Source organism: Aquimarina macrocephali (genome assembly GCF_051627225.1).
Lineage (GTDB): Bacteria > Bacteroidota > Bacteroidia > Flavobacteriales > Flavobacteriaceae > Aquimarina > Aquimarina macrocephali.
The window spans coordinates 1,181,712-1,207,780 of the sequence record NZ_CP151795.1; the positions used below are offsets into that span (position 1 = coordinate 1,181,712).

Genomic DNA, 26,069 nt, shown 5'->3' on the forward strand with positions numbered 1-26,069 from the left:
TACCATTAATAATGAAAAAAGCAGAATTTCACCTTGCTCTACCTTGTGAAGACCTTGAAAAGACAAAAGATTTCTACAACTATAAATTGGGTGCTCAATTAGGTAGGTATACAGATACCTGGGCCGATATCAATTTATATGGAAATCAAATCACCTTTACTAAGGCAGGAGATTTTAATTTTAATTTCAAAAATTACCGTTTGGGTGAACAAATCTTACCTTCATTCCATTTTGGAGTAATCATAGATTTAGAAACTTGGGGAAAGCTATATTCTCGTCTTTTCTCAATGGATCTTGAAGTAACTACAGAAGTGACTTTTTTTGAAAATAAAGTAGGAGAGCACCTCTCCTTTTTTGTAAAAGACCCTAATGGATATATGGTCGAGTTTAAAAGTTTTAAAGATCACGGAGAGATATTCACCGTATAACGAAAATGAAAACACAAGCATATGCTGTACAAATTGCCGATGTAATTTCTATAAAAAATTGCAAGAAAAACTTTGAGGCTGAATTATTATTCTCAGATACAGATGAACTGTTTTATGAATATAATCAAGGACAATATATCTATGTTTTCAAGTATGGAGTGGTCTCTTTTTACAATATAAGTAAAGAGAATGCTGAAAAGATTTGTAATGAGATATTGATGTATGGTAAAAGTTTTATCAGAGAAGAAGTTTCTGAAAACATCGACATAGTTATTGGAGGAGAATCAAACGCTATATCTTTTGGTAAAGCAACCTTGAAAGAATTTAACGTAGAATCAATCCGTCTAATACTGCTCAATGTTTCTCAATCTGTTGCTCTTGATAATTATGCTAATATCTCAGAACAAATTTTAGAAGATACGAAGATACATACTACTTATCTTGAGGAGAAAGGTAGACTTGATATCAGTGGTAAAAATCTAAAGAAATACATCGGGAGAGTGTTAAATATTAAAAACAAAATTTCAGAAAATCTGTACATATTTGATTCTCATGATGTCACTTGGGATGACGAAACCCTTAACAAACTAGATCAGAATCTTAAACGTGTTTTTGACTTAAAAGATAGATATCGAAGTATCCAAGATCAGATAGAAATTATAAAAGAAAATCTGGAATTATTTAAAGACATAATGTTTCATAAAGAAAGTAGCAAACTAGAATGGATTATCATCATCCTGATTCTGGTAGAAGTCATTGATCTGTTCATTATAAAATTAATGTAGATACTAAAAAATTAAAGTTTAAAAGATAATTTTTAATTATTTCTAGCATGCGAATAAAAAAACATAAAGAGAAATCAAGGTTGATTGTATCTCAGGGAGATGAGTTACTAGTTTTACAAAAAAAATCAGAAGATTTGGAATATGGATTTATTGGCGGCTTTCTAGAAACTGGAGAATCTCCAGAAATAGCATTAATTAGGGAAGCATATGAAGAAACAGCTGTTCAACTCTCTGAAGAAGACTTTAATTATCATTGTTCCGTTACAATCGATTTAGGAGATAAAAAGCGACTTTCTAAACATTATTTTGTTTGCAAGGACAGTAACAAGCCATTCATAGTGGCAGAGCCACATAAGTTTGCAAAAGTTGAATGGGTATATTGGGAAGATACTATAAAATTCCTAGGCAAATCAGATAAAAAAGTGGTGAAAGAACTTTTTAAACCTTGTGAGCTTAATCATTAAAAAGAGCAAAAATGAGAGGTGTTATTATAAATCAAAATGTTGAATACGGAGTATTTAAGAAATACTACGACGGTTATTATCAGTTCGTAATGGATAAAGGAGATACTCTGGTATTTGAAGAAATATCATCATTGGCTATTCGCAAGTTTGACCTTAAAACTAACAAATTTCACGGGAAGAGTTTTGAAATTACCTATTCAGAATATGTTGAAGGTAATGATGAAGATTTTATAATGTATAAGATTGAAAAATTAGAACTCGCTTAAAAAATATTAATCATAAAATTTATACGAATCAAGAGCGACCTTTTTGTATATAATAGATCTAAATTCTAAAATAAAGTAATAATTCTAAAATCAATCGATCACACGTAAACTTCTTAGAGAACATTTACTAAAAGCACCAGACTTGACGTGATAATATTCTGGGTAAACAAAATAGATTAAAAACTTAATTATTAAACACCATGAAAATCTTAAAAAATGTTTTGTTATTAATGATTACTCTTCTATTCTTTAACTATTCGGTAATTGCACAAGAAGAAGAGGAAGAAATCGAAGAAGTAGTAGAGGAAATACCTCAGGGATCACGAATCATTCAAGGTACATTTGATGGATTTGATGGAGAATCGTATAGCTTTAATTATAAAGATGAAGAGGGAGAAGATGACGTATTTTTCTTTACTAAAATAGTTCCAGAAGTCCTGAAAACATATGATTTAAAAGGGAATAAATTCGAGGGTAAGGCTTTTGAAATCACTTTTATCTCAGAAACTGAAACAGAAATTGATGAAGATGGAGACGAGCAGGAGTATACCAGAAGAACTATCATCGGATTAAAACCTATTAAATAAAATAAGATGAAAGTATATAGAATATTAATCTTCATTGTTATACTCTTTTCTTTAGTATTCGCTTCTTGCAGAGAAACAAAAAAGGAAGAACCAAAAGTAGAAATCGAAACAGAAATAGTTGTTCCCCAAACTGAGGAAGAAAATATTGAAGAGAAAAACACAGAATCTGAAGAGATAGAAAACAGCTATAAAGATGAAGAAAGTGAAATCGAAGAATCTGAAAAAGAAACAGATACACTCTCTTTAGAAGGATAATTCAAACTCAACTTGGGATTAGGGTGCCTGCAGAATAATGTGGGTACTCTTTTTCATATTTATTTAAAAACTAAGTATCAAATGAAAGAAAAGATAGAAGCATTTATGGCAGAAGTAAGAGCTCGAAATGCTCATGAGCCCGAGTTCTTGCAGGCTGTACAAGAAGTAGCAGAAACCGTAATTCCATTTATTTCCTCTCAGAAAATTTATGATGGTAAAAATATACTTCTTAGAATGGTCGAGCCAGAGAGAACGATTACCTTTCGTGTTTCTTGGGTAGATGACAATAGAGAGATACACGTAAACAGAGGCTATCGTATTCAAATGAATTCTGCTATTGGACCTTATAAAGGAGGATTACGTTTTCATCCTACTGTAAATATGAGTATCCTGAAATTTTTGGCATTTGAACAGGTATTCAAAAATAGTTTGACTACATTACCAATGGGTGGGGGAAAAGGAGGATCTGACTTTGATCCTAAAGATAAATCTGATGCTGAAATTATGAGGTTTTGTCACAACTTTATGGCAGAACTTTTTAGACATATAGGACCAAATACAGATGTACCCGCAGGAGATATAGGCGTAGGAAGTCGCGAAATTGGGTTCTTATTTGGTATGTACCGTAAAATTAGAAATGAATTTACTGGAGTTTTAACTGGAAAAGGATTAAGCTGGGGTGGCTCATTAATTCGACCAGAAGCAACAGGATACGGAACCGTATATTTTGCCGAAAACATGTTAACCACTAAAGAAGATTCTATTAAAGGAAAAATAGTTTCTATTTCTGGTTCGGGTAATGTAGCTCAGTACGCTGCCGAAAAAGTAATTCAGTTAGGTGGAAAAGTGGTAACGTTATCAGACTCTTCAGGGTACATTTATGATGAAAATGGTATCGATTTGGAAAAACTAAAATATGTGATCCATCTTAAAAATGTTGTTAGAGGCAGGATTAACGAATATGTCAAAAAATATCCATCAGCTAAATTCTTTCAAGATGAAACACCTTGGGATATTGCTTGCGATATTGCACTACCCTGTGCAACACAAAATGAACTTAATGGCAAAGACGCTAAAGCTTTAATCAAAAACGGTTGTATTTGTATAAGTGAAGGTGCAAATATGCCAAGTACTCCAGATGCTATTGCTGAGTTTCATAAGGCAAAAATTCTTTTCGCACCGGGTAAAGCATCTAATGCTGGAGGAGTAGCAACATCAGGCCTAGAAATGACTCAGAATTCATTACGCTACAATTGGACTCGTAAGCAGGTTGATCAAAAACTACAACAAATAATGTCTAGTATTCATGCTTCTTGTTTGGAATATGGAATGGATGATACAGGATATGTAGACTATGTAAAAGGTGCAAATATTGCTGGATTTGTAAAAGTGGCAGATGCAATGCTTGCTCAAGGAGTTATATAAAATATTTATCATGAAAAAAAACGCCTTTGCGCTACAAATTGCAGAAAGTATAGATATAGATGCCTGCAAAAATCACTTTAAACAAACACTTCTATTTTCTAATAGAGATGAATTGTTTTTCGATTTTGAAAACCAGAAATATGCTTATATTTTTAAATACGGTATTCTTTGTGTTTTTAATTTCGCTTCAAACGAACTGGATCAACTGAGACAACAGTTATTTAAATTTACTACACATGCAAAGCTTATAGATAGTTCTTTAACCCAATCTATAGATATAATTATAGATGCCGAGTCCTTTCGTATAGATTTTGAAAGTGTTCATCTAATAGATAATAATATTGAAAAAATACGCTTGGTAATGCATAATGCATCACAATCAGTACTATTAGACTATTATACAGGCATTGCAGAGCAACTTATTGAAGACACAGTACAATACACTAATTTTATAGAGACAAGAGGGACAAGACTATATACAGATGATAAAAAACATAAACATTTCGTTGAAAAGGTTTTAAATTCCAAAAATAAGATTTCTGAAAATCTTTACATATTTGATTCTCCTAGTGCTGTTTCGGATGATGAAACGCTTACTAAACTAAATACTGAACTCAAGAAAAAATTTGAGGTAAATGATAAGCATAAAACTATAAGCCAGAAGCTAAACATTGTAAAAGAAAACCTAGAATTCTTTAAGCATATTACGGTACATAGAAAAAGTAGTAAACTTAAATGGATTATTATAGTCATCGTGATCTTAGTTTTATTCATACTCAAATTTATAAAATAGCACATTCAACAAATTAAGAATAATAAGAAGTGAAGAACGTAAACTAGCTAAAGCAAAAAATATTCTGGATTTGTCAATTGTAAAAAATTAAAATACAAAAAGCATCTAAACCTTATTTTCAATTAATTGACGAAGAACTATGACAATTTACGTTGCAAATTGAAAAAAGAGAAAAAGAAGTGGATTCCGTTTTAACGAATTATCATATGGTTAAAGAGTAAGTAAATTATTTTAAAATTAACAAAGATTAAATAACCAGATATGCGTATAAAAAAGCATAAAGAGAAATCCAGATTAATCGTGTTTCAAGGAGAAAAAATTCTGGTTTTCCAAAAACTTAAAGACAAGTTAGAATACGGACTTATTGGTGGGTTTTTAAAAGGAAAAGAATCCCCAGAAGTAGCACTTATTAGGGAAACACTTGAAGAAACTGCTGTTGAATTAGCTGAAGAAGATTTGATATATCATTGTTCAGTCACAATTGATTTAAAGGATACAAAAAGGGTTCCCAAGCATTATTTCATTTGCGACGATTATTATAAACCATTTGCACTTGCAGAACCACATAAGTTTAAAAATATAAAATGGGTACATTGGAAAGAAGCTGCAAAATTTCTTGGCAAATCAGATAAGAAGGTAGTAAAAGAACTTTTTAACCCTTGTAAACTTAATCACTAAAAAACGCGTAGATGAAAAGCTCTATTATTAATCAAAGTGTTGAGTATGGTGTATTTAAAAAATACTATAACGGTTATTATCAATTTATAATGGATAACGGAGATATTTTAATATTTGAAGGAATAACAAAGTTTGCGATTAACAAATTCGATCTAAAAACAGATAAATTTCAAGGTAAAAGTTTTGAAATCACGTATTCAGAATATAGAGATGATGACGATGACGATTTTATCACATATAAGATTGAAAAATTAGAACTAGCTTAAAGTTTATTATATCAATTTGAATTGATAAGGCAGTGATTGTTTTGCATAGCAGTAGCTATGCAAAATATGAACAAAGAATTTAGACTAAAAAAGAACAAAATGATACGCGACATTATTAGTACTAGTTGGTATTGCCACGAAAAAATAGACGTATTAAACAAGATTTTTATCTAGATAGGAGGTTAAAATTTTGGATTACAAATTGATTAAAAACTTATAATTTAATACAATGAAAAACTTAAAAAAAGTAGTGTTCGTAATGTTTACAATGTTTCTTGGCATATATACAGTACAAGCACAAAAAGATATTGATAAAGGCACTGAAACTATTAAAGGTTTTTTTGATAATTTTGATGAGGAAAATTTCACTTTTACCTATCTAAATGGACATAATAAAGAAGATACCATTTCTTTTCCTAGAATTACCCCTGAAATGCTTAAAAAATACAACTTAAGTAATAATAAATATGTGGGAAAAACCTTTAACATCATTTTTAATTCTGAAATCGAAATTGAAATTGAGGAAGATGGTGACGAACAAGAGTATATAATTAGAACTATTATTGGTTTAGAATTGTTAGAACAGTAAATGTAAAATACTTTTATAAAAGACAAAATTTACTTCTTTAATCACGAAAAAAAAATATGAAAATAAAAATATGCTTTATCATGTATCCTTGGGAAGAAGTCCGTCCATCACAAGATTCTACAATCAGAATCATACATGAAGCTGTTAAAAGAGGTCATGAGGTTTCAATTACCGATCCTTCTAACTTGACTATTAGAAATAGTATTACTCTTAGTTTGTGTAAGAACATATCACTCAAAGAAAAACTCTCTAAAAGTATGACTTCTTTTTATAAGACAGTAGAATTTAAGTCTGAAATGAGAGCGTTGAATGAGTTTGATGTAATATTTATGCGTGACAACCCTCCATTAGATGGTTTGGTTTTGAATTTCTTGGACTCTATAAAAGATGACGTTTTTATTATCAATGCAATTGATGGATTACGAGAAGCTAATAATAAGATTTATACTGCCGCCTACTTCGACCCTAATCATGAGCTTATACCTGCTACATATGTTTCTAAAAACATTGATTATCTCTTAAGCATAATCAAAGAATCAGAGAATGATAAGATGATTATGAAGCCGTTGGATGGTTATGGGGGTAGTGGCGTTATCATTATTGAAAAAGCTGCCATGCAAAATATCCGTTCTTTGTTAGATTTTTATATTAATCACGGTAAAGATCACTCCAACTATGTAATTCTTCAAGAATACGTAGAAGGTGCTGAAGAGGGAGATGTTCGGATTTTGATGCTAAATGGAGAGCCTATTGGTGCATTAAGAAGGAGACCTGTCCAAGGTGATGTACGATCTAATATTTCAGTTGGAGGAGCAGTCGAAAAATACAAATTGACAAAAGCAGACAAGATGTTGTGTAGGGAGATTGGTGAAAAATTGGTGAGAGATGGTATTTACTTTGCAGGTCTTGATTTGATTAATGGTAAATTGATCGAAGTCAATGTAATGAGTCCAGGTACAATCACAGACATAAATAGGCTTAATAAAGTTAAACTGCAAGAAAAGATTTTAGGCTATTTGGAAAAAGTAGTAAAAAGCAAAAATAAGTTAAAAGAGGATTTTAGACCTGAAACACTATTAGAAAATGCAGCAATTAAAAATTAGTGAGATAATTAAGCTAATAGAGCAAAAGAAGACCTTTGAAGCTATAGCTCCGGATAATTCTTTCAGTATAAAAATCAATAAGTATGTACCCTATTGCTGTACGGCCATTCATGATGGTGGTAACCTTCGAGATCGGTTAAGAAACAAAATTGCCATCGATGATTATAACCGATGGTATGAAGAAGATCCACATACTGGTCAATTTATCGACTCTTTACCTATTACAATAGTCGGATTGGACTCTCGTTTTGAGTATGATCTCAATAGAAAGCCAGAAGATTGCATCTACGATGAAGCATGGGGTAAACAAGTATGGAAACGTCCACTTACGCCAGCAGAAAAACAAGCAAGTCTTCAAAAGCATCATAACTTTTACAAAGTCATCCATGCATTGATCAAGAAGCTAGAAGAGCTATATGATTCTTGTATCGTTTATGATTTACACTCTTATAACTACCAACGTTGGGATAGGACTGTACCACTTTTTAATATAGGTACAGAACGCATTGATAGTGCGAAATATGAAACATTTATTGAAAACTGGGTCGCCGAATTAAGTGCTATTTCGCTAACAGGTATAGAGAATCAGACGGCAATCAATGATGTGTTCTTTGGTAGAGGTTATAATCTTGAATTTATTACTCAAAACTTTTCTAATACACTTGTGCTAGCTACGGAAATTAAAAAAGTTTATAGCAATGAATTAACAGGTGAAGATTATCCTAAATTAATACGAGAATTACAGCAAAAACTAAAACGAGCAATTCTTAATAACGCACAATATTTCAGTGAGGAAAACACCAATTGGAGATCTAAAAACAGCGTGCATTTATTAGATAAGAAAACCGATCCAGCTATTGTTTCTGTAGATAAGAAGCTTTTCAAATTATTGAAAGGTTTTGAATTATTGGCTTACGTCAATCCAATCAACACGAACTCTGAACAAAAGCGGTTTATCAAAAATAAATACGCCAAACCTCCTAAGTTTAAGTATGCACCCATTAAAATCAATCCATTTGAGCTAAAACAGCAATTAAGTACACTAAGAACACAGGATATATCTGATGTTTCTATTCGTGAACTATATGAGTCAGTAATCAATAGTTACTTTGATAAGATTGATCTATTATCAGCACTAGGTACAAAGAAGTTCTTATACAACTCCCTCCGATATTTCGGAAGACCAAGTAAGAAAGACTTAACCAATGCTCAATATATTCTTCACTTGCCATCTATCCCTAGTGAACCAAAAAGAGTACCTTTTCTATCGATGGATGAAGCCATGGGCGCATTTAAAAATGCACTAGATGAATACGGAATCGATTGTAAAATTGAACTGAGTAAGCGAGTAATTTCTCAAGTAATGGTACTGAACTCAAAAAAGACAATCTTAATTCGACCAGATGCTAAATTCACTAGAAAAGAAGCCAATGCACTCATAGAACATGAAATTGGCGTACACATGGTAACTACACAAAACTCTTCAGATGAGAAACTAAATATTTTCAATCTTGGTCTACCAATGAATACCATGACCCAAGAAGGATTAGCCATTTTATCTGAATATCTAAGTGGAAACATTACTTTGAAAAGGCTAAAAAAAATAGCATTCAGAGTAGTTATTACGGATATGATGTGTAGTGGGGCTGATTTCATTGAATGCTTCAATTTCCTAGTTAATCGACATGGTGTTTCAACTAATGATGCATACATCATAGTGACAAGGATTTTTAGAGGTGGTGGATTTACCAAAGACTATCTATACCTAAGTGGATTTGAGAAAATATTGAAACTATGGAAAGCAGATATAAATCTTTCTCCGCTATTGGTTGGTAAAACTTCTATGGACTTCTACAATACCATCAATGAAATGATAGAAAGAGAAATTATAGCAAAACCAAAACACATAACGAAAAGTTTTAAAGACCCTTTTGGCTATCAAAACAATGAGATTTATGAGTACATCATTAGTGGACTAGGTTAGTACTTAGCCAGTCCTAAAAAGTTTTTTAATAAATCTATAGACAAACCAAGATAATACCAGGATACAAATTGAGACTATCGAATTAACTGAGAATATATTGGAAGTTTGTCTTACTAATTTAATATTTCCATAGTTACTACCTAATAAGCATAAAAACATTCAAAATTTGTCTGTAAAAATAATTTTCAGAGTCATCTCGGGTACTTCACCCGAAGGACACAATTTTTATAAATAAAAGTATTGATTAATTTCAAAGTCTAAATTTCATTCAAAACATTAACTATCAATTGTTTATAGTAAAAATACTAACTCCAACTACTGAACCTGTTTATAGAGAAAAATCTCTCTCATTGGACTTTTTTAATAAAAACTGTACGTAAATGCTGTACGTAAACCTAAAAAATTGAAGGTTTTCAAGAAGAAAAAACCACTAAAAACAAAAATAACCCCTTCAATATGAAGAGGTTATGTAGTAGCGGGAACAGGACTCGAACCTGTGACCTTCGGGTTATGAGCCCGACGAGCTGCCTACTGCTCTATCCCGCGATGTATATTATGTAAATCAGAAACCTGATTTGTAAATTTTCTTTTATAAGAACTGCCGATTATATCCTGTTCATATCTCATCTTGTAATCGGAGTGCAAATATACAATCATTTTTAATTTAAACAATACTATTTTTATTAAAAAAAAGTAAACATATTATAACCACCTTGAAGTAAGCTATTTAGTATCATTGTTCGATATTCAATGCTTCAAAAGATACTAATTCCTGATCCTCAAATCGTGGATGCAACTCCATAGGGTTACAACATACTTCACAGTCTTCAACATATACCTGATACGGTACAGAAGGATCCAAAAGCATCGATATTTCCTCCCAGCAATATGGACATTGAAAATGGTATTCGAACATAAACTAAATATAACACCTCTTATTCTTTTATATGATCAAGAGTTTGATTTTAATAATTTTCTTTAAAAATCACTCAAAGTGACACCTTGATATTCTATAAAATTTATCTAGACTGGTATTCTATTCCTTAGAATTCTATATTCAACAACTGCCCCGTTAACTGTAATAGCTGAAGTTCTGCAATTTTTGCATCGTATTTTGCCGAATTCTTATTGGTTTCTGCCAAAATCAGATTGATCTGCGCTTGTCTAAATTCTATAGAAGTTATTTGACCTAGTTTAAAACGTTCTTGCGAACGCTCAAAATTATTTTGATTCGTGATTACATTCTGCTGCTGAATCTTAAACACACTCAAACGATTTTCATAATTCCCTAGTGCATTGGCAATATCTCTATTTACTTCTTTCTCTATTTGGTTTTTTATAATCTCCTGGTTATCCAATGCTATTTTTGCATTTTTTACTCTGGTAATCGTATTGCCTCCGTCAAAGAGATTCCAGGTAAGGCTTACTCCCGCCCCTAGTGTGTAAGTATCTGAAACATTACCAGGAAAGAATGCTGAAGGCGGATTTCGATTTTCATTCCAGCCATATGATCCCGTTAATCCTATGCTAGGTAAATATCCAGATTTACTTACTTTGATATCATAATCGCTAATTCGAATATTACTTTCATTTTGTAAAAGCGTTATGTTATTCTCTGTCGATTTTGATAGATACTCCTCTAACTCCAGTTTTGGGATAAATTTTATAATGGTATCCACCTCAAATTCATATGCCAGATCATTATCCAAAATTACATTCAGATCTCTTTTTGTATTTATTAATTGCTGCCTTGTATTTAGTAAATTAATACTATCATTAGCGACATCAACTTCTGCATTAAGCACATTAAGTTTTGTATTCTGACCGTATTCAAACTGATAATTAGATCTTAAAATACGTTCTTTCGAAATACGAAGTGTTTCTTCGAGAATCTCTTTATTTTCAGACAACCTGGCGACTTCATAATATACAGAGAATAATTGCAAAATCGTAGTTTCTATAGTCTCCCTCGCCTGTAATTCTGTGAGATTATATTGCTCTTTTAATCTCTTATAATTATAAAAACGCCCCAAACCATCAAATAACGTATAATTAAGATTTAACCCTGCATTATACCGTTGCGTTTCTGCATCTTCAATTTCAATATCAGAACGAGGCTCTCCCGTATTGGGGTTTATCGCTCCTCCAAAAGATGTTGTGCTATTGGCAGATTGATAATTCGCTCCGGCATTACCGGTTAACGTAGGTAGATATCCAGAATTAAGAACTCCTTTATTGTTTTTTGCTACAGCTATGTTATTGGTAGCGATTAATATTCCAAAGTTATTTTCTAAGGTAAGTCGTATTGCTTCCTGCTTTGTTAATTGCTGACTGATTACATTTCCAGAAATCAAAAACAGAAAGAACACTAATTTTAGTATGCTACTACCCTTGCAATTCATGATGCTCTTCATTCTCTTCTTTTTGTTCTTTAATGGCGCGTTCTACTTCTTCTTTGGTAATCTTGTTTCCGGTAACTAACCACTTGGTTCTTACTTTTACATTGTTACTAAACGATAAAAATAATGGTAACAGCAATAGGGTTAATATGGTCGCAAAACCAATCCCATAGGCTATAGAAATAGCCATAGGTTTTAAAAATTGCGCTTGCCTGCTTTTTTCTAATAATAAAGGTGCTAACCCGGCAATAGTGGTAAGTGAGGTAAGAAAAATAGCTCGAAAACGTGATCTTCCTGCCTGATAAATTGATTCATCAAAACTCAACCCTTCCCGAAGATTACTATTAAACTTACCAATAAGTACCAAGCCATCATTAACCATAATTCCTATAAGAGCAATAATACCCAACATGGATAATATATTGATAGGAAAATTATGTGCCCAATGTCCTAAAGCCACTGCTGGTAAACTTAATGGAATAAGTAATAGGAGTAATAATGGTTGACTATAGCTTCTAAACGTAAATGCAATGGTTATATAAATCAATGCAAGTACGGTAAGCCCCACAGGTCTTAAAGACCCCAAAAGTTTACCTGCTTCTCTATTTTGTCCTTCATATGATGGTGTTACTGTTGGATATTTAGAAATAATCTCTGGCATAGTCACCGTACGAATTTCTTGTAATATATCTGTTGCACTGGTAGTTTCTGCATCTTTTAAATCTGCAGAAATCTGTATTTCACGACGTCCTTCGAGATGGTTAACTGCTACATCACCTCTTTCTATGCTATACGTTGCAATTTCGTTAAGTGGTACTCGTTCTCCACTAATTGTAGTAATACGCATATCATCCAGATTAGATATTGAAGAACGATTATTCCGATCATATCGAACCCAAACTCTAATTTCATCCTGCCCACGTTGAAAACGTTGTGCCTGCACTCCGAAAAATCCTGCACGCACCTGCGTCATAATATCCCGAAGATTTAACCCCAGTAAATATGCATTTTCTTTTAATTCTATGCGAATCTCTTTAATTCCTGCAGGGTCATTATCCGTAACATCCTTCAGTAATGAATTATTAACTAATGCACCTTTTAACTCTGCTTTAGCAGCTTTCAGCTCTGCTATATTATTCCCTAATAATGAAACTGAAACCGGTCTTCCACCAAAGTTACCTCCACTACCATACACAAGGCTTTCTACACCAGCTACTTCTCCCATTTTTTTACTAATAAGGTCTGTAACCATAGCCGACCCTACCGCATCGGGACGCTCTTCTCCTGGTAGTAAATTAACAACTAATGAAGCCGAAGACGACCCGGGGCCTATATTGGTAATCACATTTTTGAATAATTTCTTACCCGCATATTCGGGTCCTTTTAAATACTGTTCTGTTAGCTCTTCATTAGTTTCCCAGGCTTTTTCTGCTATCAAAGAAATGATACTATCTGTTATCTTTTCATTGGTTCCGTTAGGCATTGCCAGATTAATTGATATTCGATCACTTGCTATCTGAGGGAAAAAAGAAGTTCGAACGATTCCTCCTCCTACGGTACCTATAGTTAGAAAAAGAAGGACAATAAAAAGCGAAAACGTAAAGAGTTTATTTTGCAATGAAAAACGTAATGCCGGGCTATAAATTTTATCTCGTAACCATCGCATAATAGCATCTCCAAACGTATTGATATACCGTAATTTTGCAAATAGTTGTCCAATTCCTGTTTTAGGTTTTGAATCTTGTGGTTTAAGCGCTTTGGAATGTGCCAAATGGGCCGGTAGAATAATCAAAGCTTCGATTAGAGAAACTGTTAATGTGAGAATTACAACTACAGAAACTTCTCCAAAAAATTCTCCTATACGACCATCTAAAAACAGGAAAATACCAAAAGCAAGTATCGTAGTAATAATAGCAGAAATAATGGGTGGTATTACTTCCATAGTACCATCTATGGCAGCTTGTACCGGGGTTTTTCCTTTTTCGTAATGTTGATAGATATTTTCTGCTATTACAATCCCATCATCTACCAAAATCCCAATTACGATGATCATTCCGAATAGAGATAATACATTTATAGTCACACCAAATGAGCCTGCAAAAATAAACATTCCCAAAAAGGCTATGGGAAGCCCAAAAGCTACCCAAAATGCTAAACGTGTATTAAGAAATAAGGATAAAAAAGCAAGTACCAGCAACATTCCGATGATAGCATTTTCTGTAAGAAGTTCTGTACGCTGTACTAATGTAATAGATCGGTCACTAATCACATTAAGTTGTACGTTATTATACTTCTCATTAAATTCTGCTATATACTCTTTTGCTTTTTCTGCTGAAGAAATAAGGTCTTCGGTATTTGTGCTTGTGATTTCGACATTAACAGCCAAATCTCCATTAAAATAGGTGGCATTAGCGGTTTCTGAAAAACGATCACGTATCTCTGCTACATCTTTAAGACGTATCACACTTCCCGTAGCATCTGCACGTACAATCAGATTAGAAAGCTCATTACCATAATACGAACGATTATTTGCTCTGATTAGATATTCTTCTGCGTCTGTTTTTATGGTCCCACCGGTAGTTAGAATATTGGCTCTACTTACTGCTTGTGCTACTTCACTAAAACTAAGATTATATGCTAATAGGTTTTTTTCATTTATGGCGATCTCAATTTCTTCTGCAGGATAGCCACTCACAGAAATTTGGGAAATCCCTTCTATCCCACGAAGATCATTTTCTACCTGTCTTGCAATCTCTTTGAGAGTAACCAATGGTATATTATCTCCGCTTATAGAGAAATTGATGGTCGGTCGAATTGCTTCTTGTTTTGCGACTACCAAAGGTTCCATACCTGTTGGAAATGAAGGTACACGATCTACTGCATTTTTTACTTCTAACAGCATGAAATCGATGTTCTTTCCTTTTTCGATTTCAACATTTATAGTTCCATTATTTTCTCTAGAAGTTGAGGTTACACGTTCTACTCCATCCAATCCTTTTAGGTTATCCTCTATCTTAAGTACAATCCCTTCTTCTACTTCTAATGGAGAAGCTCCTGGATATATAATATTTATAGTGATGTTTTTGGAATCAATTAGCGGAAAAAAGGAAGATTTTAGGGATAATGCTCCTACAACTCCAAATGCAAAAAATGCAAGTACAATCACATTTACCGCTACGTGATATTTAATAAAAAAAGCAATAATTTTACGCATCACTATTGTTTTTTAGCTGTACTAGCAGAGCTATCACTATGCACATTATTATTTTCTTTCTTTTCCTGGTAGATCTTAATCAGCATTCCTGCATATGCTCCCGGAACACTTTTGGATAAAATTATGGTCTCTTCAGGAATTCCCTTAAGAACCACTTTTTTATCAGAAAAATATACTGGTTTTACATCTATAACATCAAGAATACTATCTCTTACCACAAATATTTTATCTCCTTCCTGAAGCAATCCTCTTTCAATTTCGATAGCATTTTCTTCTTTCTTAGCATCAAGATTGGCTTCGAGATACATACCTTCTCTAAGAGAAGGATCTGCTACTTCGATGAAAGTTGTAATGGTCTGGGTAGCTTGATTAACGCTACTATTAATTCTGGACACTTTTCCTGTAAATGTCCTTGTTTTATTAAGGTTAGAAAGTTCTACCGATTCACCAACACGAAGTAGGTCTCCATATTCCTTCCCGATAGCAACCTGCATTTCATATACTTTGGTATCGATGTACTCTCCTAATTTTTGTCCCTGGCGAATTAAAGTTCCCTCGGTTACCAGAGCTTCGGTAAGTACCCCATTAAAAGGGGCAGAGATGGTATATTTTGCCAATCGCTGCTCCAGGTTTTTTACATTGTAGTAGGTGGTATAAATATTTCTTCCTGTTATAAAATATTTTTCTTTTTCTGAAGTAATTTCTGGCAGTTTTGGTGTGGCTTTACTCATATCAAAAGTATTGAGGTATCCTTGCCATTTTTCATAAATATCTGGATAATCCAGTCGCAAATCCGGCATAATAGAAGTTACCAGATTGTATAAATTACTCTTGGCAGATTGCACACTAGCATAATATTCTGATGCATCAATCCTTATCAATGCTTGTCCTCTTTGATATTTTTGCCCTGTTTTAAATAAGTGAGTCCCCCCTTTAAAAATCCCCTGAACCTCGGCGTATAGTTCTAATCTTCTTTTTGCAGTTAAATTACCATTTGCTGCAATTTTAATAGGAATAGTCTTATTTTTTACCGTATCTACAAAAACAGTTTTTATCACTTTTGCAGGTTTGGGTCTAAATCTTTTTTTACTGTCTATTATTGTTCTGGCACCAAAATAAGCTGCCACAATCAAAAGTATCCCAAGGATTGAAAGTATAATTTTTCTCATAGTATATCTGTAACCACACTTTTTGTAGAATTGCTACAAAACTATCAACCACACCTTTGGAATGCAGTTAAAGAACTCATAAAAGTTAACACAAGAGATTTTTACACTATAAATAGGTTTACCTATATAGAGTCACGATAATAAAAATAAAATTAGAAGAGAAAATAAACAACTCGTTATACATCGTTTAATGCATCCATTTCTTCTTGTAATGTTTCCCAATCTTCCATTAGAGAAGACAGGAGATCTTTTTTTGCCTGATAATTATCAAAAAAGTTGGGTTGCGCAATAGTTTGATCGTAATTGATCGCCAGTTCTACATCAATTTCTTTAATTTCTCTTTCGAGTTTATTGATTTTAGATTCTATATTACTCAACTTATTACTAAGCGATTTCACTTTTTTCTGATCCTGATAGGATTGCTTTGCCGTTTCTTTGGTATCAGAAGCTATTTTCTCTTGTTTATCTTTCTTTTCTATATCCCTAAGATCATTAATTCTTTTTTCTTCTAAATAGAAATTTATATCTCCTAGATATTCTTTTATCTTTTTATTCTTAAATTCATAAACGGTATTACTTAATCCTTGTAGAAAATCTCTATCATGTGATACCAAAATCAGGGTTCCATCAAAATTTTTCAAAGCTTCTTTTAATACATTTTTAGATTTGATGTCCAGGTGGTTTGTTGGTTCATCCATCACCAATACATTAAAAGGCTGTAAGAGCATTTTACATAGTGCTAATCGGTTTCTCTCTCCTCCAGAAAGTACTTTTACCTTTTTATCCACTTCATCACCTCTAAACAAGAAGGATCCTAACATATCACGAACCTTGGTTCGTGTTTTTTCATCGGCTGCATGAATCATAGTGTCATGAACAGTTAATTCTCCATCCAGATATTCTGACTGATTCTGAGCAAAATATCCTATCTGAACATTATGCCCCAACTTAAACTCTCCTGTATATGCAATTTCATCAATGATAATCTTAGCCAATGTTGATTTACCCTGGCCATTCTGACCTACAAATGCTATTTTAGACCCTCTCTCTACCAGTAAATCAATATCTTTAAGGATTTCTTTATCACCATAACTTTTGCCTACACTATCGGCTTCAATAACTACTTTTCCTGGTTGTACATGTATAGGAAAACTAATATTCATTACTGCATTATCATCTTCATCTACTTCTATTCTATCAATCTTATCCAATTTCTTAATTAAAGATTGTGCCATAGAAGCTTTAGAAGCTTTGGCTCTAAACTTCTCGATCAGCTTTTCGGTCTGTTCTATCTGCTTAGATTGATTCTTTTGTGTTGCCAGTTGTTGCTCTCTTATTTCTTTACGAAGCACCAAATATTTAGAATAAGGTTTGTTATAATCATAGATACGTCCCAAAGAGATTTCTATAGTTCTGTTGGTTACATTATCCAGAAACATTTTATCATGTGAAACAATAACTACTACTCCTGCATAATTTTTTAAAAAATTCTCTAGCCAGATAATCGATTCTATATCCAAGTGGTTTGTAGGCTCATCTAATAGTAAAATATCGTTATTCTGTAATAACAACTTTGCTAGTTCGATTCTCATACGCCATCCACCAGAGAACGTATCTGTAAGCTTATTAAAATCTTCACGAGCAAACCCAAGGCCTTGTAAAACTCTTTCTGTTTCTCCTTGATAGTTATACCCACCCAAGATCTCATAATGGTGTGTAAGATCGCTTAAATCGGTAATTAGCTGGTTGTATTTTTCACTTTCATAATCTGTACGTTCTGCCAGCTGAGCATTGATTGCATCAATATCTCGCTCTGCTTTCTTAATTTCTATAAACGCTTCATAGGCTTCGTCTAAGACTGTACGCCCTAATACAAAATCTATATCTTGCTTTAAAAAACCTATCTTCACCTCTTTATCCATAGCAATCTGACCAGAATCTGGTTCTTGCTCTTTAGACAAAATCTTAAGCATGGTAGACTTTCCCGCACCATTCTTTCCTATCAATCCAACTCGATCTCCTGCATTTAATCTGAAGCTTATTTCTTCAAAAAGGTACTCCCCTCCAAACGAAATCGATAAGTTATGTATGTTTAACATCTGCTTTTGAATATTTTGTGCAAAGATGATTAATTTTGCGTTAGAATAAAAACGCTCATGAACTTCTTAAAAGGAACAAAAATTTATAGTATTATAACTGGTAGTTGTCCTGTATGCCAGGAAGAAAGTATGTACAAGGAATCCAATCCTTATAAATTAAGTCAAACGTTAAAAATGCAGGAACGCTGTAGTCATTGTGGCACCAAATATAAAATAGAACCTTCTTTTTTTTATGGAGCTATGTATGTAAGTTATCCTGTAGGGATTGCTTTTGCAGTGGCAGCTTTTGTGATTAGTAACCTCATTTTTAAGCTGGATCTAATCGCGACTTTTCTTATAATTTCTGGAACAATGATTGGTTTTTTACCTGTTATTTTAAGGTTGTCCCGAAATATCTGGATTAACTTTTTTATGCACTACAAAAAAGAAGAACATTCTTCATAGGTTACTATACCGTTTACAATCTATTTCCTTATCCAAAGAAATTCCTTTTTCTATATGGCTGTATAACACCTTTGCCATAGTAGGGGCCAAAAGTATCCCTCTACTACCCATACCATTTAAAACATGCATATTAGCATACTTGTCATGTGTCCCTATCAAAGGTCTTCGATCTCTTACTGTAGGCCGTATCCCCGCTACCTGGTCTACCACTTCATAGGGTGCTTTTAAAAACTTTTCCAGCTTCTTTTGTAATTCTTCTCTGGCAATACTTGTTATTTCAGGAGATGTATCCTGATTGTTATACGTTGCACCTACTTTATACAAATCATCCCCCAGAGGAATAATAAATATTGAAGATTTTATCGCTTCCTGCAGTTTAAGCTCTTTAGATTTAATAATTATATACTCGCCTTTATTACCATATAGTGGTAACTCATTAAAAAATGGGTTCTTTTTTATTCCAAAACCTTCAGAAAATACAATATGCCTACATTTTACATCTTTATATTTAATACAATCTTCTTCTATGATTATTTTATCATACTCAAAAGATTCATCTTTTAGAGTGTTATTTTCTTTAAGGTTTTTTGCATAGGCAGACAGCATATTGCTAATATTAATCTTTCCCGTATGTTTTACTTTTCCATACTGAAATGGGATATCTAAAGCTGTATTCGTATTTCGAATTAATTCTGAAGAAAGGAACTTTCCTAAAACTGGTTTATCACAAGCTTCAAACCAATTGTTTTGCTCCTCAACAGCATTAAACCTACGTAATATTGGTAGTTCTAAAACTAATTTTTTTTTGAGTTTGGTTTCTACATTTTTATAAAAAGAGACTGCCGTTTCAATCTGCTCGGAGGCTTGCCAAGCCATGGTAAAACGTTTTAAAATTATAGGATTATACAGACCTCCTGCTACTCTTGATGATTTCTGTGAGGAGTCTTCATAAACCACATATGATTTATTATGATTTTCTAATTCTTCTACAAAAGATAACCCCGATAACCCCAATCCTACAACAATATAATCTAATACCATTCACTTCTCAATTTATGCAATTAAAAATATTCAATGTCAATAACTTAATAATAAAGCGTGAGTATGAAATAAGAATCTGATTAATAAAAAATCGTCAGATACAATGATTTTATTATCCCGAACTCATGTTAACATAGTTCAAAAATAACAAAACGCCCAACTATAGTTGGGCGTTTTATCTATTATTTATTGAAGAATACTAAAGTCGTTAATAACTCCACATATCCATTTCAAAATTTCGGATACTCTCTTTAATTCTCTCACTTTCAAGTAGTTGCATTAAGGCATTATCAATAACGTAATCCTTAATTTCGCGGTCACCTTGAATATTATCTTCTTTGTAAATCACAGAATTAAAGCGTCTTGCATTAAGAATATGATCATACGTAAACGGCATAGATGTATTTTTTCTATTAAATGCCATTGCATTATGAAATATTTCTCTAGCATCAGGATACCATATCCAGAATAATGCAACCATATCTGGCTCATCATCATCGATAAAGTTAACATCGGGAGCCACAGGTGCTAATCCAAGCAATCTGTATCTTAATTCTCCTAGTCTTTTATCAAAATACCAATATCCTCTTATTTTGTATTCTGAAATATCTGCAGAAGTAATATCTCTTCTATTAATGTATTGAGGATCTACTTGTTCTCCTGCATTATATTGCTCAAATCCTAAATCGGTAGTGTCTATTTTAGACATTGTAGATTGAAGATCTTCAAAAGTACGTGTCTCAGTAAAATATGAATCTGAATAAATATTTTTGATTTTTCCGTTTTTAATATTTGTTACCAATACATCATATAAAGAACGACGATTAGCACCAATATTAAACGTATCAATAGGATAGTACAATGGGAAATTTATTCGTTCATCAAGGTCAATAGTTTCCCAAGTTGTTTTTGCCCACAATACGTCACGTTTATCTACATATCCGTACTCTAAAGGACGATCATTGTCATATAAAATCTGTTCTTGAGTTTTCTTTCCTATCTCATCAGGGTTATTGGCATTTAAAACATTTGCCTGTCCGAAAGAAAGAGAAGAAATCAATAGACCAAAAACGGTTAATACAAAATTTCTCAAATTCATAACTACGTAAGTTTATTTTTTAATTCGTTAACTCAATAATAACCGGAGATATTTTTTTCAACTTATATCCAGAGCTATTAGCCAACCGCGCTTTTATATCAATAATCTGAACAGAAGAACCTCTTTTTGCTTTACGCAAAGCTGATTTTGCTTTAGCGTTAAGCCTACCTCCAGGAACACTTACTGTAGGTTGTCCTTCTACTTTAAATTTAAATCCAGTAACTTTTAATTTAATATCAAAGTCAAAATCAGGCAGAATCGCACCTACAGATGAAATTTCTAAGGCATTTCTTGCCATTTTGATTGCTCCATCTTCACCACGTACTGTTCCTACAGGTCTTGGTATACCTTTAATTCTAAATTTCTTACTATCACTTACTGTAGTACCATTTGCTAGTTTACCACTAACTTTGATATTAACTTCACGAGCTTTTACAGCAGTAACATTCATCATATATTTTCCTGCTCCTCCAGTTTTTCTTAGTCCAGGGGCAGAAGCATTTACAGCTGGTACACCAGGAATAGAAATTGTCATTGGGTTATTAACTCCACGATATACCACATTCATTTTATCTGCAGAAATTACAGCAGAATTTGGTCTAGGGATAACAGTATATGAACTCTTAATAGGTATTGTTACAGTAGAATCTCCTTCTTTAAATTGAAGTTCTCCAGCCACATCTCTTTCTCCAACATTTCCTGCTGGGAAATCTAACATGATTTGTCCGTTTGTAACTTCTGTTTGCTCTTTACCATTAACCATTACTTTGGTTGGTTTAAGTGTAGCATCAAAACGTCCTAGAACGATTCTTCCTTTAAAACTCTCTCCACTAAAGAATGCAGTTTTATCCGCAACTACGATTGCTTCATAGTTACTAAAAGAAAGTTCAGAAGCTTGCTGTCCAGCTAATAAAGCTGAAAGCACTTTACTTTCTGTTGTTTTAACATCAGCTTGCATTTGAGTAAGCTTGGTTAAAGAAGCAACTAAAGGAAATCCTTCAAAACTATAATTTAACCATTTTTTATTTACTCCAGATCTGTCTTTTACATCACTAGTAGAAAAGGTTTTAACCACATCATCAGCAACAGAAGCATCAACTTCTTTTACTTCTTTGATTGCAGCAGATACACCATCTCTATACTTTGCAATTTTATCTAAAAACTCCTGAGCTCCGGCAGTAACTTTACCACCTTCAAAAAACTTTTGATCTAACCTATCTGGTCTATCCATAGTTTCATAATCAGTAGGATCATCTCGGTCGTCAACCAATTCGGCTTTAAGTTGATCTAGATATGCATTAAATTCATTAGATAAAACACTAATCTGATCTGCTTTTTCTTTTAATGGGGTATATTTTTCTGGCTGTTCTGAAACCTTTTCGGCCAGACCTGCCATAAATCCAGTATTTCGTTGGGTAGCTAACTCATTTGATTCTGTCAATTTTTCTGACATCAAACCAAATGCAGTTAATACTTCTTTTGACATATTTAATGCCATCATCGCGATGAAAACCAAGTACATCAGGTTAATCATCTTCTGCCTTGGGGATAATTTTCCTCCTGCCATATTCTTCTTAGATTTTGGTAGTTATTATACTATATTTTGATTAATAAAAATGTTAACTTCTGTTCATTGCAGTTAACATACCACCATATACTCCATTAAGAGAAGAAAGGTTACTAGTAAGGCTCTCCATCTGATCTTTAAGTCTAGATGCATTATCAGCTATAGCTTGATTAGCTTCAGCCTGACGTGAAGAAGATTCTAACTGAACTTTATATAAGCTATTTAAAGACTCAAGATGCGACGCTGCACTTGCCATCTCTTCACTATATTTTTTAGTTCCAGCAATAGCATCTGTTGTAGGACCAAGGTTTCTTGCTGCTCCTTCGAAATTACGGATACTTTCACCAAGACTACTCATAAGGCCAGTATCAAGTCTAGCTTCCTTAAGCATATCATCTAATTTTTGAGATAATAATCCTTCTGGAGTTTCTTTCTCTTTTTTATCTTTTTTGTTCCCTCCTGCTAATTCAGGATATACTAGAGACCAATCTAGATCACTATCTACAGGTTCGAATGCAGAAACAGTAAATACTAATGCTTCAGTAATCAAACCAATGATAAGCATTTCGTTACCAAATGTCCAGTGCATAATTTTAAAAAGTGCACCTAATATTACAACGGCTGCTCCCAGACCGTAGACCATGTTCATTAATTTCTTGCTTGCTTTTGAATTTGCCATAATAAATTTGTTTTGTTTTTTTTAAATCTTAAAGTTTTAAAAAAGGGTTAGTAATTAAGTTGATAGAAAATTTTGGGACTTAGTTTTGATTTTGAGTATTAGCTTCTCCAGTCGATTCAGTACCCATGTAGTCCTGAACTGTTCTAAATCCGATAAAACTCCTCGCAGAATCTGCGTATTCGTAATCTCTGGTACTTACCTGTAGGAAGTAAGCAACATCTTTCCAGGATCCTCCACGAACAACTTTACGTTTATTTTCATCATCATTGACATTTGGGTTCATTGATGATACATATTCGTAAGCTGCGGGATCATAGGACGACTGTACCCACTCAGAAACATTACCGGCCATGTTATATAGGTTATAATCATTAGGGTCGAATGTTTTGGCTTCTACAGTATATAAAAAGTTATCTGCTGCGTAATTTCCTCTAAGAGGCTTAAAGTTTGCTAAGAAGCAACCTCTATCATTTAACGCATATGGGCCTCCCCATGGATACGTAGCTGACTCAAGGCCTCCTCTAGCGGCATACTCCCATTCTGCTTCTGTAGGCAGTCTGAAGTAATTCACGAATTCTTTACCTTTTTTCTTTTGAAAGGTATTTTTCTCAATAGTTCTCCAACGACAGAAGGCTCTAGCTTGTTCCCAAGAAACACCAACCACCGGGTAGTCATCGTATGCACTATGCCAAAAATAATCATTGTGCATAGGCTCATTATATGAATAATTAAAATCCTTGATCCAAACTGTAGTATCAGGATATACTTTTATAACTTCTTCTTTTACAAAATCTTTTCTTCCACCTTTTCTAGCACGTGCTGCAGCTTGGATATCCATCCATGTAAATCTGAATTCGAATTTACTTACATCTAAAGTACGTCTACCATTATAAGATTCTTCAAGAGGAATATACATAGTATCCATAACTTCGGCATAAAACTCATCGAGATAATCATCTACATCCCATTCGATATCTATATCTTTATTAAGTCTTCTACCTTCGTAGCCAGTTTCTCCTGTACCACTATAGTTATCGTACATATATTTTTCATAGACAGACATGTTCTCGGTATCAGCATCTAGGAATGCAAATTCGCCAATACCATCATCTCCTGGGGTTTTGCCTAATTCATCGGCCATTATCGCAAGTCTCATTCTAATAACAGAATCGCGAACCCAAGTTACAAATTGTCTATACTCGCTATTGGTGATTTCGGTTTCATCCATGTAGAAAGAACGAACCGTAACCATTCTTGTAGGGGCGTTTGCAAGTGCTGCTTTATCATCGTCCGACTTACCCATAATGAACGAACCTCCGGGGATGAGGGCCATGCCATATGGTTTCTGCGGGTGCCATTTTTTTCCTTGTGCTCCTACCAGTTCTCCTCGGTTTCCACCACCACAACTGTAGAGCATTGCTAAAATAGCAAAGAGTGATACAAATTTCTTCATAACGTGTTTTAGGTTAAGATCTTCTAGATTTAAGGACGTAAACCTATTTATTTATTTCCAGAAAAACAATTTTTTTCTAAAAAAAACCTTAAATCGACCTAATAAAAATGTTAAACTTCGTTTTTTTGTTTTGCCTTATACCATCTTTCAGGTATTTCTTGATTACAAGCTCGCTCATAATCGTTGTACGTGCAAGGTAATAACGTATGTCTTTTCAATTTATTATTACCAGACGAAATAAATGGTATTTCTATCCACCATCTTCCGGTCATAATACTCTTATAAAAAGACAAAATTTCGTCTTCTATTGGCACATTATAATGTAGTGTAGTTTTTAAATTTTTAATATTAACTTCGTTAGATCTGTAATTGATCCCTTCTACAAAATACCAGATCATCTGAGCGATCAATAAAGAGGCCGTTTCTTCGTTTTTGAAATTTTTAAATTCATAAATCCCAAAACTTTTTACCTTATCACTAATCCCTGCATATCTCGAAATCGCACAAATTTCGCGGCCATCAAAACCATTAGGAGAAGCAGTATGACCGCTTAAACTTGTAGAATTCACAACTCCTAAATCTACAGAAACAATATCTGCATCTCGCATAATGGGCTCCACAATAGTTACATCTGAAATAACTTCTCCCAAACGATAAGCATCAAAATATAATTTTTCGATCAGATCTATTTCTTCTTGAGTATTAAAATACGTTTGATAGCCTATATTACTATAGTTAAATAAATTATACGGTTGTTCTACAATAATCTTACCTACAAACGAAGTATTAGCAATAGGTTTAGAAGAATTTCCTAAATCAAATTTACTATCCACATTAACCAAATTTACCATTCGCTCTAAAATATCGAAGGATCTATATTGTGCATAGACCAGATCTTGACTACCTCCTATAATGATGGGGATAATATTTTTTACAAGTAATGCAGATAATACCTCTTGCACTAAATAGTAAGTATCACTAACTTCGTTACCTGGAGCAATATCTCCAAGATCTACCATGTTAGTGCCCCAGTTTCCGGGATAAAGCTCGTATAATGATTTACGAATAGTATCAAAACTTAGGCTTTCACCTAAAAAATTAATGTCATTTCTATTTTCTCGAATACCGAGAATAGCGACATCTATTTTTTCCAGATCCGGTACTCCATCAGCTGTTGTATGAATTTTAATTTGATTTCCTAATGCATGTTCAGAAAGCAACTTAGTATGCGCGGCAACTAAATCACTAACCGGTACAAGAAATTCGAAAGACATATATTGGT

General features: G+C 33.3%; 25 protein-coding genes and 1 tRNA gene. 14 read left to right on the top strand and 12 right to left on the bottom strand.

Annotated features, from left to right (window positions below):
- The first annotated feature begins 11 nt into the window (after nt 1–11).
- The 13 genes from AAFU52_RS05215 (at nt 12) to AAFU52_RS05275 (ending at nt 9,623) form a co-directional block, all read left to right on the top strand.
- Nucleotides 12–428 (top strand): VOC family protein, encoded by a 417-nt coding sequence (locus AAFU52_RS05215; protein WP_438425769.1) that lies wholly within the window; start codon nt 12–14, stop codon nt 426–428.
- A 5-nt stretch (nt 429–433) separates the two neighbouring features.
- Complete coding sequence (locus AAFU52_RS05220) at nt 434–1,213, top strand: RMD1 family protein (protein WP_438425770.1); 780 nt, start codon at nt 434–436, stop codon at nt 1,211–1,213.
- Between the two features lie 47 nt (nt 1,214–1,260).
- Complete coding sequence (locus AAFU52_RS05225) at nt 1,261–1,677, top strand: NUDIX hydrolase (RefSeq protein WP_438425771.1); 417 nt, start codon at nt 1,261–1,263, stop codon at nt 1,675–1,677.
- A gap of 11 nt (nt 1,678–1,688) precedes the next feature.
- Nucleotides 1,689–1,943, top strand: coding sequence for a hypothetical protein (locus AAFU52_RS05230; RefSeq protein WP_438425772.1), 255 nt, complete (start codon nt 1,689–1,691; stop codon nt 1,941–1,943).
- A gap of 200 nt (nt 1,944–2,143) precedes the next feature.
- Nucleotides 2,144–2,530, top strand: coding sequence for a hypothetical protein (locus tag AAFU52_RS05235; RefSeq protein WP_438425773.1), 387 nt, complete (start codon nt 2,144–2,146; stop codon nt 2,528–2,530).
- Between the two features lie 6 nt (nt 2,531–2,536).
- Nucleotides 2,537–2,785 (top strand): hypothetical protein, encoded by a 249-nt coding sequence (locus AAFU52_RS05240; RefSeq protein WP_438425774.1) that lies wholly within the window; start codon nt 2,537–2,539, stop codon nt 2,783–2,785.
- An 81-nt stretch (nt 2,786–2,866) separates the two neighbouring features.
- Nucleotides 2,867–4,210: an NADP-specific glutamate dehydrogenase gene (gdhA, locus tag AAFU52_RS05245; RefSeq protein ID WP_438425775.1), complete on the top strand. Its 1,344-nt coding sequence runs from the start codon at nt 2,867–2,869 to the stop codon at nt 4,208–4,210.
- A gap of 10 nt (nt 4,211–4,220) precedes the next feature.
- Nucleotides 4,221–5,003, top strand: a complete 783-nt coding sequence (locus AAFU52_RS05250; protein WP_438425776.1) for an RMD1 family protein — start codon at nt 4,221–4,223, stop codon at nt 5,001–5,003.
- A gap of 261 nt (nt 5,004–5,264) precedes the next feature.
- Nucleotides 5,265–5,681, top strand: coding sequence for an NUDIX hydrolase (locus AAFU52_RS05255; protein WP_101444858.1), 417 nt, complete (start codon nt 5,265–5,267; stop codon nt 5,679–5,681).
- A gap of 11 nt (nt 5,682–5,692) precedes the next feature.
- Nucleotides 5,693–5,947 carry a hypothetical protein gene (locus AAFU52_RS05260; protein ID WP_101444859.1) on the top strand — a complete coding sequence of 85 codons (255 nt, stop codon included), beginning with the start codon at nt 5,693–5,695 and terminating at the stop codon, nt 5,945–5,947.
- Between the two features lie 229 nt (nt 5,948–6,176).
- Nucleotides 6,177–6,536, top strand: a complete 360-nt coding sequence (locus AAFU52_RS05265) for a hypothetical protein (RefSeq protein WP_101444861.1) — start codon at nt 6,177–6,179, stop codon at nt 6,534–6,536.
- Nucleotides 6,537–6,592: 56 nt separating this feature from the next.
- Nucleotides 6,593–7,639 carry a glutathione synthase gene (gene gshB / locus AAFU52_RS05270; RefSeq protein ID WP_101444862.1) on the top strand — a complete coding sequence of 349 codons (1,047 nt, stop codon included), beginning with the start codon at nt 6,593–6,595 and terminating at the stop codon, nt 7,637–7,639.
- Complete coding sequence (locus AAFU52_RS05275) at nt 7,620–9,623, top strand: flavohemoglobin expression-modulating QEGLA motif protein (protein WP_438425777.1); 2,004 nt, start codon at nt 7,620–7,622, stop codon at nt 9,621–9,623. Before gshB ends, AAFU52_RS05275 begins: the two co-directional genes overlap by 20 nt.
- Nucleotides 9,624–10,096: 473 nt before the next feature.
- Here AAFU52_RS05275 and AAFU52_RS05280 read toward each other — a convergent pair.
- The 6 genes from AAFU52_RS05280 to AAFU52_RS05305 all read right to left on the bottom strand — a co-directional run bounded on the left by AAFU52_RS05280 (nt 10,097) and on the right by AAFU52_RS05305 (nt 18,504).
- Nucleotides 10,097–10,169, bottom strand: a tRNA-Met gene (locus AAFU52_RS05280).
- Nucleotides 10,170–10,356: 187 nt separating this feature from the next.
- On the bottom strand, nt 10,357–10,539 hold the full coding sequence (locus AAFU52_RS05285) for a CPXCG motif-containing cysteine-rich protein (protein WP_438425778.1): 183 nt from the start codon (nt 10,537–10,539) through the stop codon (nt 10,357–10,359).
- Between the two features lie 127 nt (nt 10,540–10,666).
- Nucleotides 10,667–12,037, bottom strand: a complete 1,371-nt coding sequence (locus AAFU52_RS05290; RefSeq protein ID WP_438425779.1) for a TolC family protein — start codon at nt 12,035–12,037, stop codon at nt 10,667–10,669.
- On the bottom strand, nt 12,009–15,236 hold the full coding sequence (locus tag AAFU52_RS05295; RefSeq protein ID WP_024771729.1) for an efflux RND transporter permease subunit: 3,228 nt from the start codon (nt 15,234–15,236) through the stop codon (nt 12,009–12,011). The genes AAFU52_RS05290 and AAFU52_RS05295 overlap by 29 nt, the downstream gene beginning before the upstream one ends.
- A 2-nt stretch (nt 15,237–15,238) precedes the next feature.
- Nucleotides 15,239–16,405 carry an efflux RND transporter periplasmic adaptor subunit gene (locus AAFU52_RS05300; RefSeq protein ID WP_438425780.1) on the bottom strand — a complete coding sequence of 389 codons (1,167 nt, stop codon included), beginning with the start codon at nt 16,403–16,405 and terminating at the stop codon, nt 15,239–15,241.
- A 176-nt stretch (nt 16,406–16,581) separates the two neighbouring features.
- Nucleotides 16,582–18,504, bottom strand: coding sequence for an ABC-F family ATP-binding cassette domain-containing protein (locus AAFU52_RS05305; protein WP_024771727.1), 1,923 nt, complete (start codon nt 18,502–18,504; stop codon nt 16,582–16,584).
- 57 nt (nt 18,505–18,561) lie between these two features.
- Here AAFU52_RS05305 and AAFU52_RS05310 point away from each other — a divergent pair, with 57 nt between their 5' ends.
- Nucleotides 18,562–18,948, top strand: a complete 387-nt coding sequence (locus AAFU52_RS05310) for a DUF983 domain-containing protein (protein WP_024771726.1) — start codon at nt 18,562–18,564, stop codon at nt 18,946–18,948.
- On the opposite strand, the gene AAFU52_RS05315 is transcribed toward AAFU52_RS05310, so the two are convergent.
- The 6 genes from AAFU52_RS05315 to AAFU52_RS05340 all read right to left on the bottom strand — a co-directional run bounded on the left by AAFU52_RS05315 (nt 18,943) and on the right by AAFU52_RS05340 (nt 26,061).
- Nucleotides 18,943–19,989, bottom strand: a complete 1,047-nt coding sequence (locus AAFU52_RS05315) for an NAD(P)/FAD-dependent oxidoreductase (protein WP_438425781.1) — start codon at nt 19,987–19,989, stop codon at nt 18,943–18,945. The genes AAFU52_RS05310 and AAFU52_RS05315 overlap by 6 nt on opposite strands.
- Before the next feature lie 208 nt (nt 19,990–20,197).
- Nucleotides 20,198–21,088 carry a gliding motility protein GldN gene (gene gldN, locus AAFU52_RS05320; protein ID WP_024771724.1) on the bottom strand — a complete coding sequence of 297 codons (891 nt, stop codon included), beginning with the start codon at nt 21,086–21,088 and terminating at the stop codon, nt 20,198–20,200.
- Nucleotides 21,089–21,107: 19 nt separating this feature from the next.
- Nucleotides 21,108–22,655 carry a gliding motility protein GldM gene (gene gldM / locus AAFU52_RS05325; protein ID WP_024771723.1) on the bottom strand — a complete coding sequence of 516 codons (1,548 nt, stop codon included), beginning with the start codon at nt 22,653–22,655 and terminating at the stop codon, nt 21,108–21,110.
- Nucleotides 22,656–22,707: 52 nt separating this feature from the next.
- Entirely contained in the window at nt 22,708–23,334 is a 627-nt protein-coding gene (gldL, locus tag AAFU52_RS05330; RefSeq protein ID WP_024771722.1) for a gliding motility protein GldL, read from the bottom strand.
- 79 nt (nt 23,335–23,413) lie between these two features.
- Entirely contained in the window at nt 23,414–24,787 is a 1,374-nt protein-coding gene (gene gldK / locus AAFU52_RS05335; RefSeq protein ID WP_438425782.1) for a gliding motility lipoprotein GldK, read from the bottom strand.
- A gap of 110 nt (nt 24,788–24,897) precedes the next feature.
- The gene (locus AAFU52_RS05340; RefSeq protein ID WP_024771720.1) at nt 24,898–26,061 is read right to left on the bottom strand and encodes a formimidoylglutamase; all 1,164 of its coding nucleotides are present in this window, start codon (nt 26,059–26,061) and stop codon (nt 24,898–24,900) included.
- Nucleotides 26,062–26,069: the final 8 nt, after the last annotated feature.

What these genes read in the sequence shown, in the direction of transcription:
- AAFU52_RS05215 (WP_438425769.1), top strand. Translation starts at nt 12, where the DNA reads ATGAAAAAAGCAGAATTTCACCTTGCTCTACCTTGTGAAGACCTTGAA.
- AAFU52_RS05220 (WP_438425770.1), top strand. Translation starts at nt 434, where the DNA reads ATGAAAACACAAGCATATGCTGTACAAATTGCCGATGTAATTTCTATA.
- AAFU52_RS05225 (WP_438425771.1), top strand. Translation starts at nt 1,261, where the DNA reads ATGCGAATAAAAAAACATAAAGAGAAATCAAGGTTGATTGTATCTCAG.
- AAFU52_RS05230 (WP_438425772.1), top strand. Translation starts at nt 1,689, where the DNA reads ATGAGAGGTGTTATTATAAATCAAAATGTTGAATACGGAGTATTTAAG.
- AAFU52_RS05235 (WP_438425773.1), top strand. Translation starts at nt 2,144, where the DNA reads ATGAAAATCTTAAAAAATGTTTTGTTATTAATGATTACTCTTCTATTC.
- AAFU52_RS05240 (WP_438425774.1), top strand. Translation starts at nt 2,537, where the DNA reads ATGAAAGTATATAGAATATTAATCTTCATTGTTATACTCTTTTCTTTA.
- gdhA (WP_438425775.1), top strand. Translation starts at nt 2,867, where the DNA reads ATGAAAGAAAAGATAGAAGCATTTATGGCAGAAGTAAGAGCTCGAAAT.
- AAFU52_RS05250 (WP_438425776.1), top strand. Translation starts at nt 4,221, where the DNA reads ATGAAAAAAAACGCCTTTGCGCTACAAATTGCAGAAAGTATAGATATA.
- AAFU52_RS05255 (WP_101444858.1), top strand. Translation starts at nt 5,265, where the DNA reads ATGCGTATAAAAAAGCATAAAGAGAAATCCAGATTAATCGTGTTTCAA.
- AAFU52_RS05260 (WP_101444859.1), top strand. Translation starts at nt 5,693, where the DNA reads ATGAAAAGCTCTATTATTAATCAAAGTGTTGAGTATGGTGTATTTAAA.
- AAFU52_RS05265 (WP_101444861.1), top strand. Translation starts at nt 6,177, where the DNA reads ATGAAAAACTTAAAAAAAGTAGTGTTCGTAATGTTTACAATGTTTCTT.
- gshB (WP_101444862.1), top strand. Translation starts at nt 6,593, where the DNA reads ATGAAAATAAAAATATGCTTTATCATGTATCCTTGGGAAGAAGTCCGT.
- AAFU52_RS05275 (WP_438425777.1), top strand. Translation starts at nt 7,620, where the DNA reads ATGCAGCAATTAAAAATTAGTGAGATAATTAAGCTAATAGAGCAAAAG.
- AAFU52_RS05285 (WP_438425778.1), bottom strand. Translation starts at nt 10,539, where the DNA reads ATGTTCGAATACCATTTTCAATGTCCATATTGCTGGGAGGAAATATCG.
- AAFU52_RS05290 (WP_438425779.1), bottom strand. Translation starts at nt 12,037, where the DNA reads ATGAAGAGCATCATGAATTGCAAGGGTAGTAGCATACTAAAATTAGTG.
- AAFU52_RS05295 (WP_024771729.1), bottom strand. Translation starts at nt 15,236, where the DNA reads ATGCGTAAAATTATTGCTTTTTTTATTAAATATCACGTAGCGGTAAAT.
- AAFU52_RS05300 (WP_438425780.1), bottom strand. Translation starts at nt 16,405, where the DNA reads ATGAGAAAAATTATACTTTCAATCCTTGGGATACTTTTGATTGTGGCA.
- AAFU52_RS05305 (WP_024771727.1), bottom strand. Translation starts at nt 18,504, where the DNA reads ATGTTAAACATACATAACTTATCGATTTCGTTTGGAGGGGAGTACCTT.
- AAFU52_RS05310 (WP_024771726.1), top strand. Translation starts at nt 18,562, where the DNA reads ATGAACTTCTTAAAAGGAACAAAAATTTATAGTATTATAACTGGTAGT.
- AAFU52_RS05315 (WP_438425781.1), bottom strand. Translation starts at nt 19,989, where the DNA reads ATGGTATTAGATTATATTGTTGTAGGATTGGGGTTATCGGGGTTATCT.
- gldN (WP_024771724.1), bottom strand. Translation starts at nt 21,088, where the DNA reads ATGAATTTGAGAAATTTTGTATTAACCGTTTTTGGTCTATTGATTTCT.
- gldM (WP_024771723.1), bottom strand. Translation starts at nt 22,655, where the DNA reads ATGGCAGGAGGAAAATTATCCCCAAGGCAGAAGATGATTAACCTGATG.
- gldL (WP_024771722.1), bottom strand. Translation starts at nt 23,334, where the DNA reads ATGGCAAATTCAAAAGCAAGCAAGAAATTAATGAACATGGTCTACGGT.
- gldK (WP_438425782.1), bottom strand. Translation starts at nt 24,787, where the DNA reads ATGAAGAAATTTGTATCACTCTTTGCTATTTTAGCAATGCTCTACAGT.
- AAFU52_RS05340 (WP_024771720.1), bottom strand. Translation starts at nt 26,061, where the DNA reads ATGTCTTTCGAATTTCTTGTACCGGTTAGTGATTTAGTTGCCGCGCAT.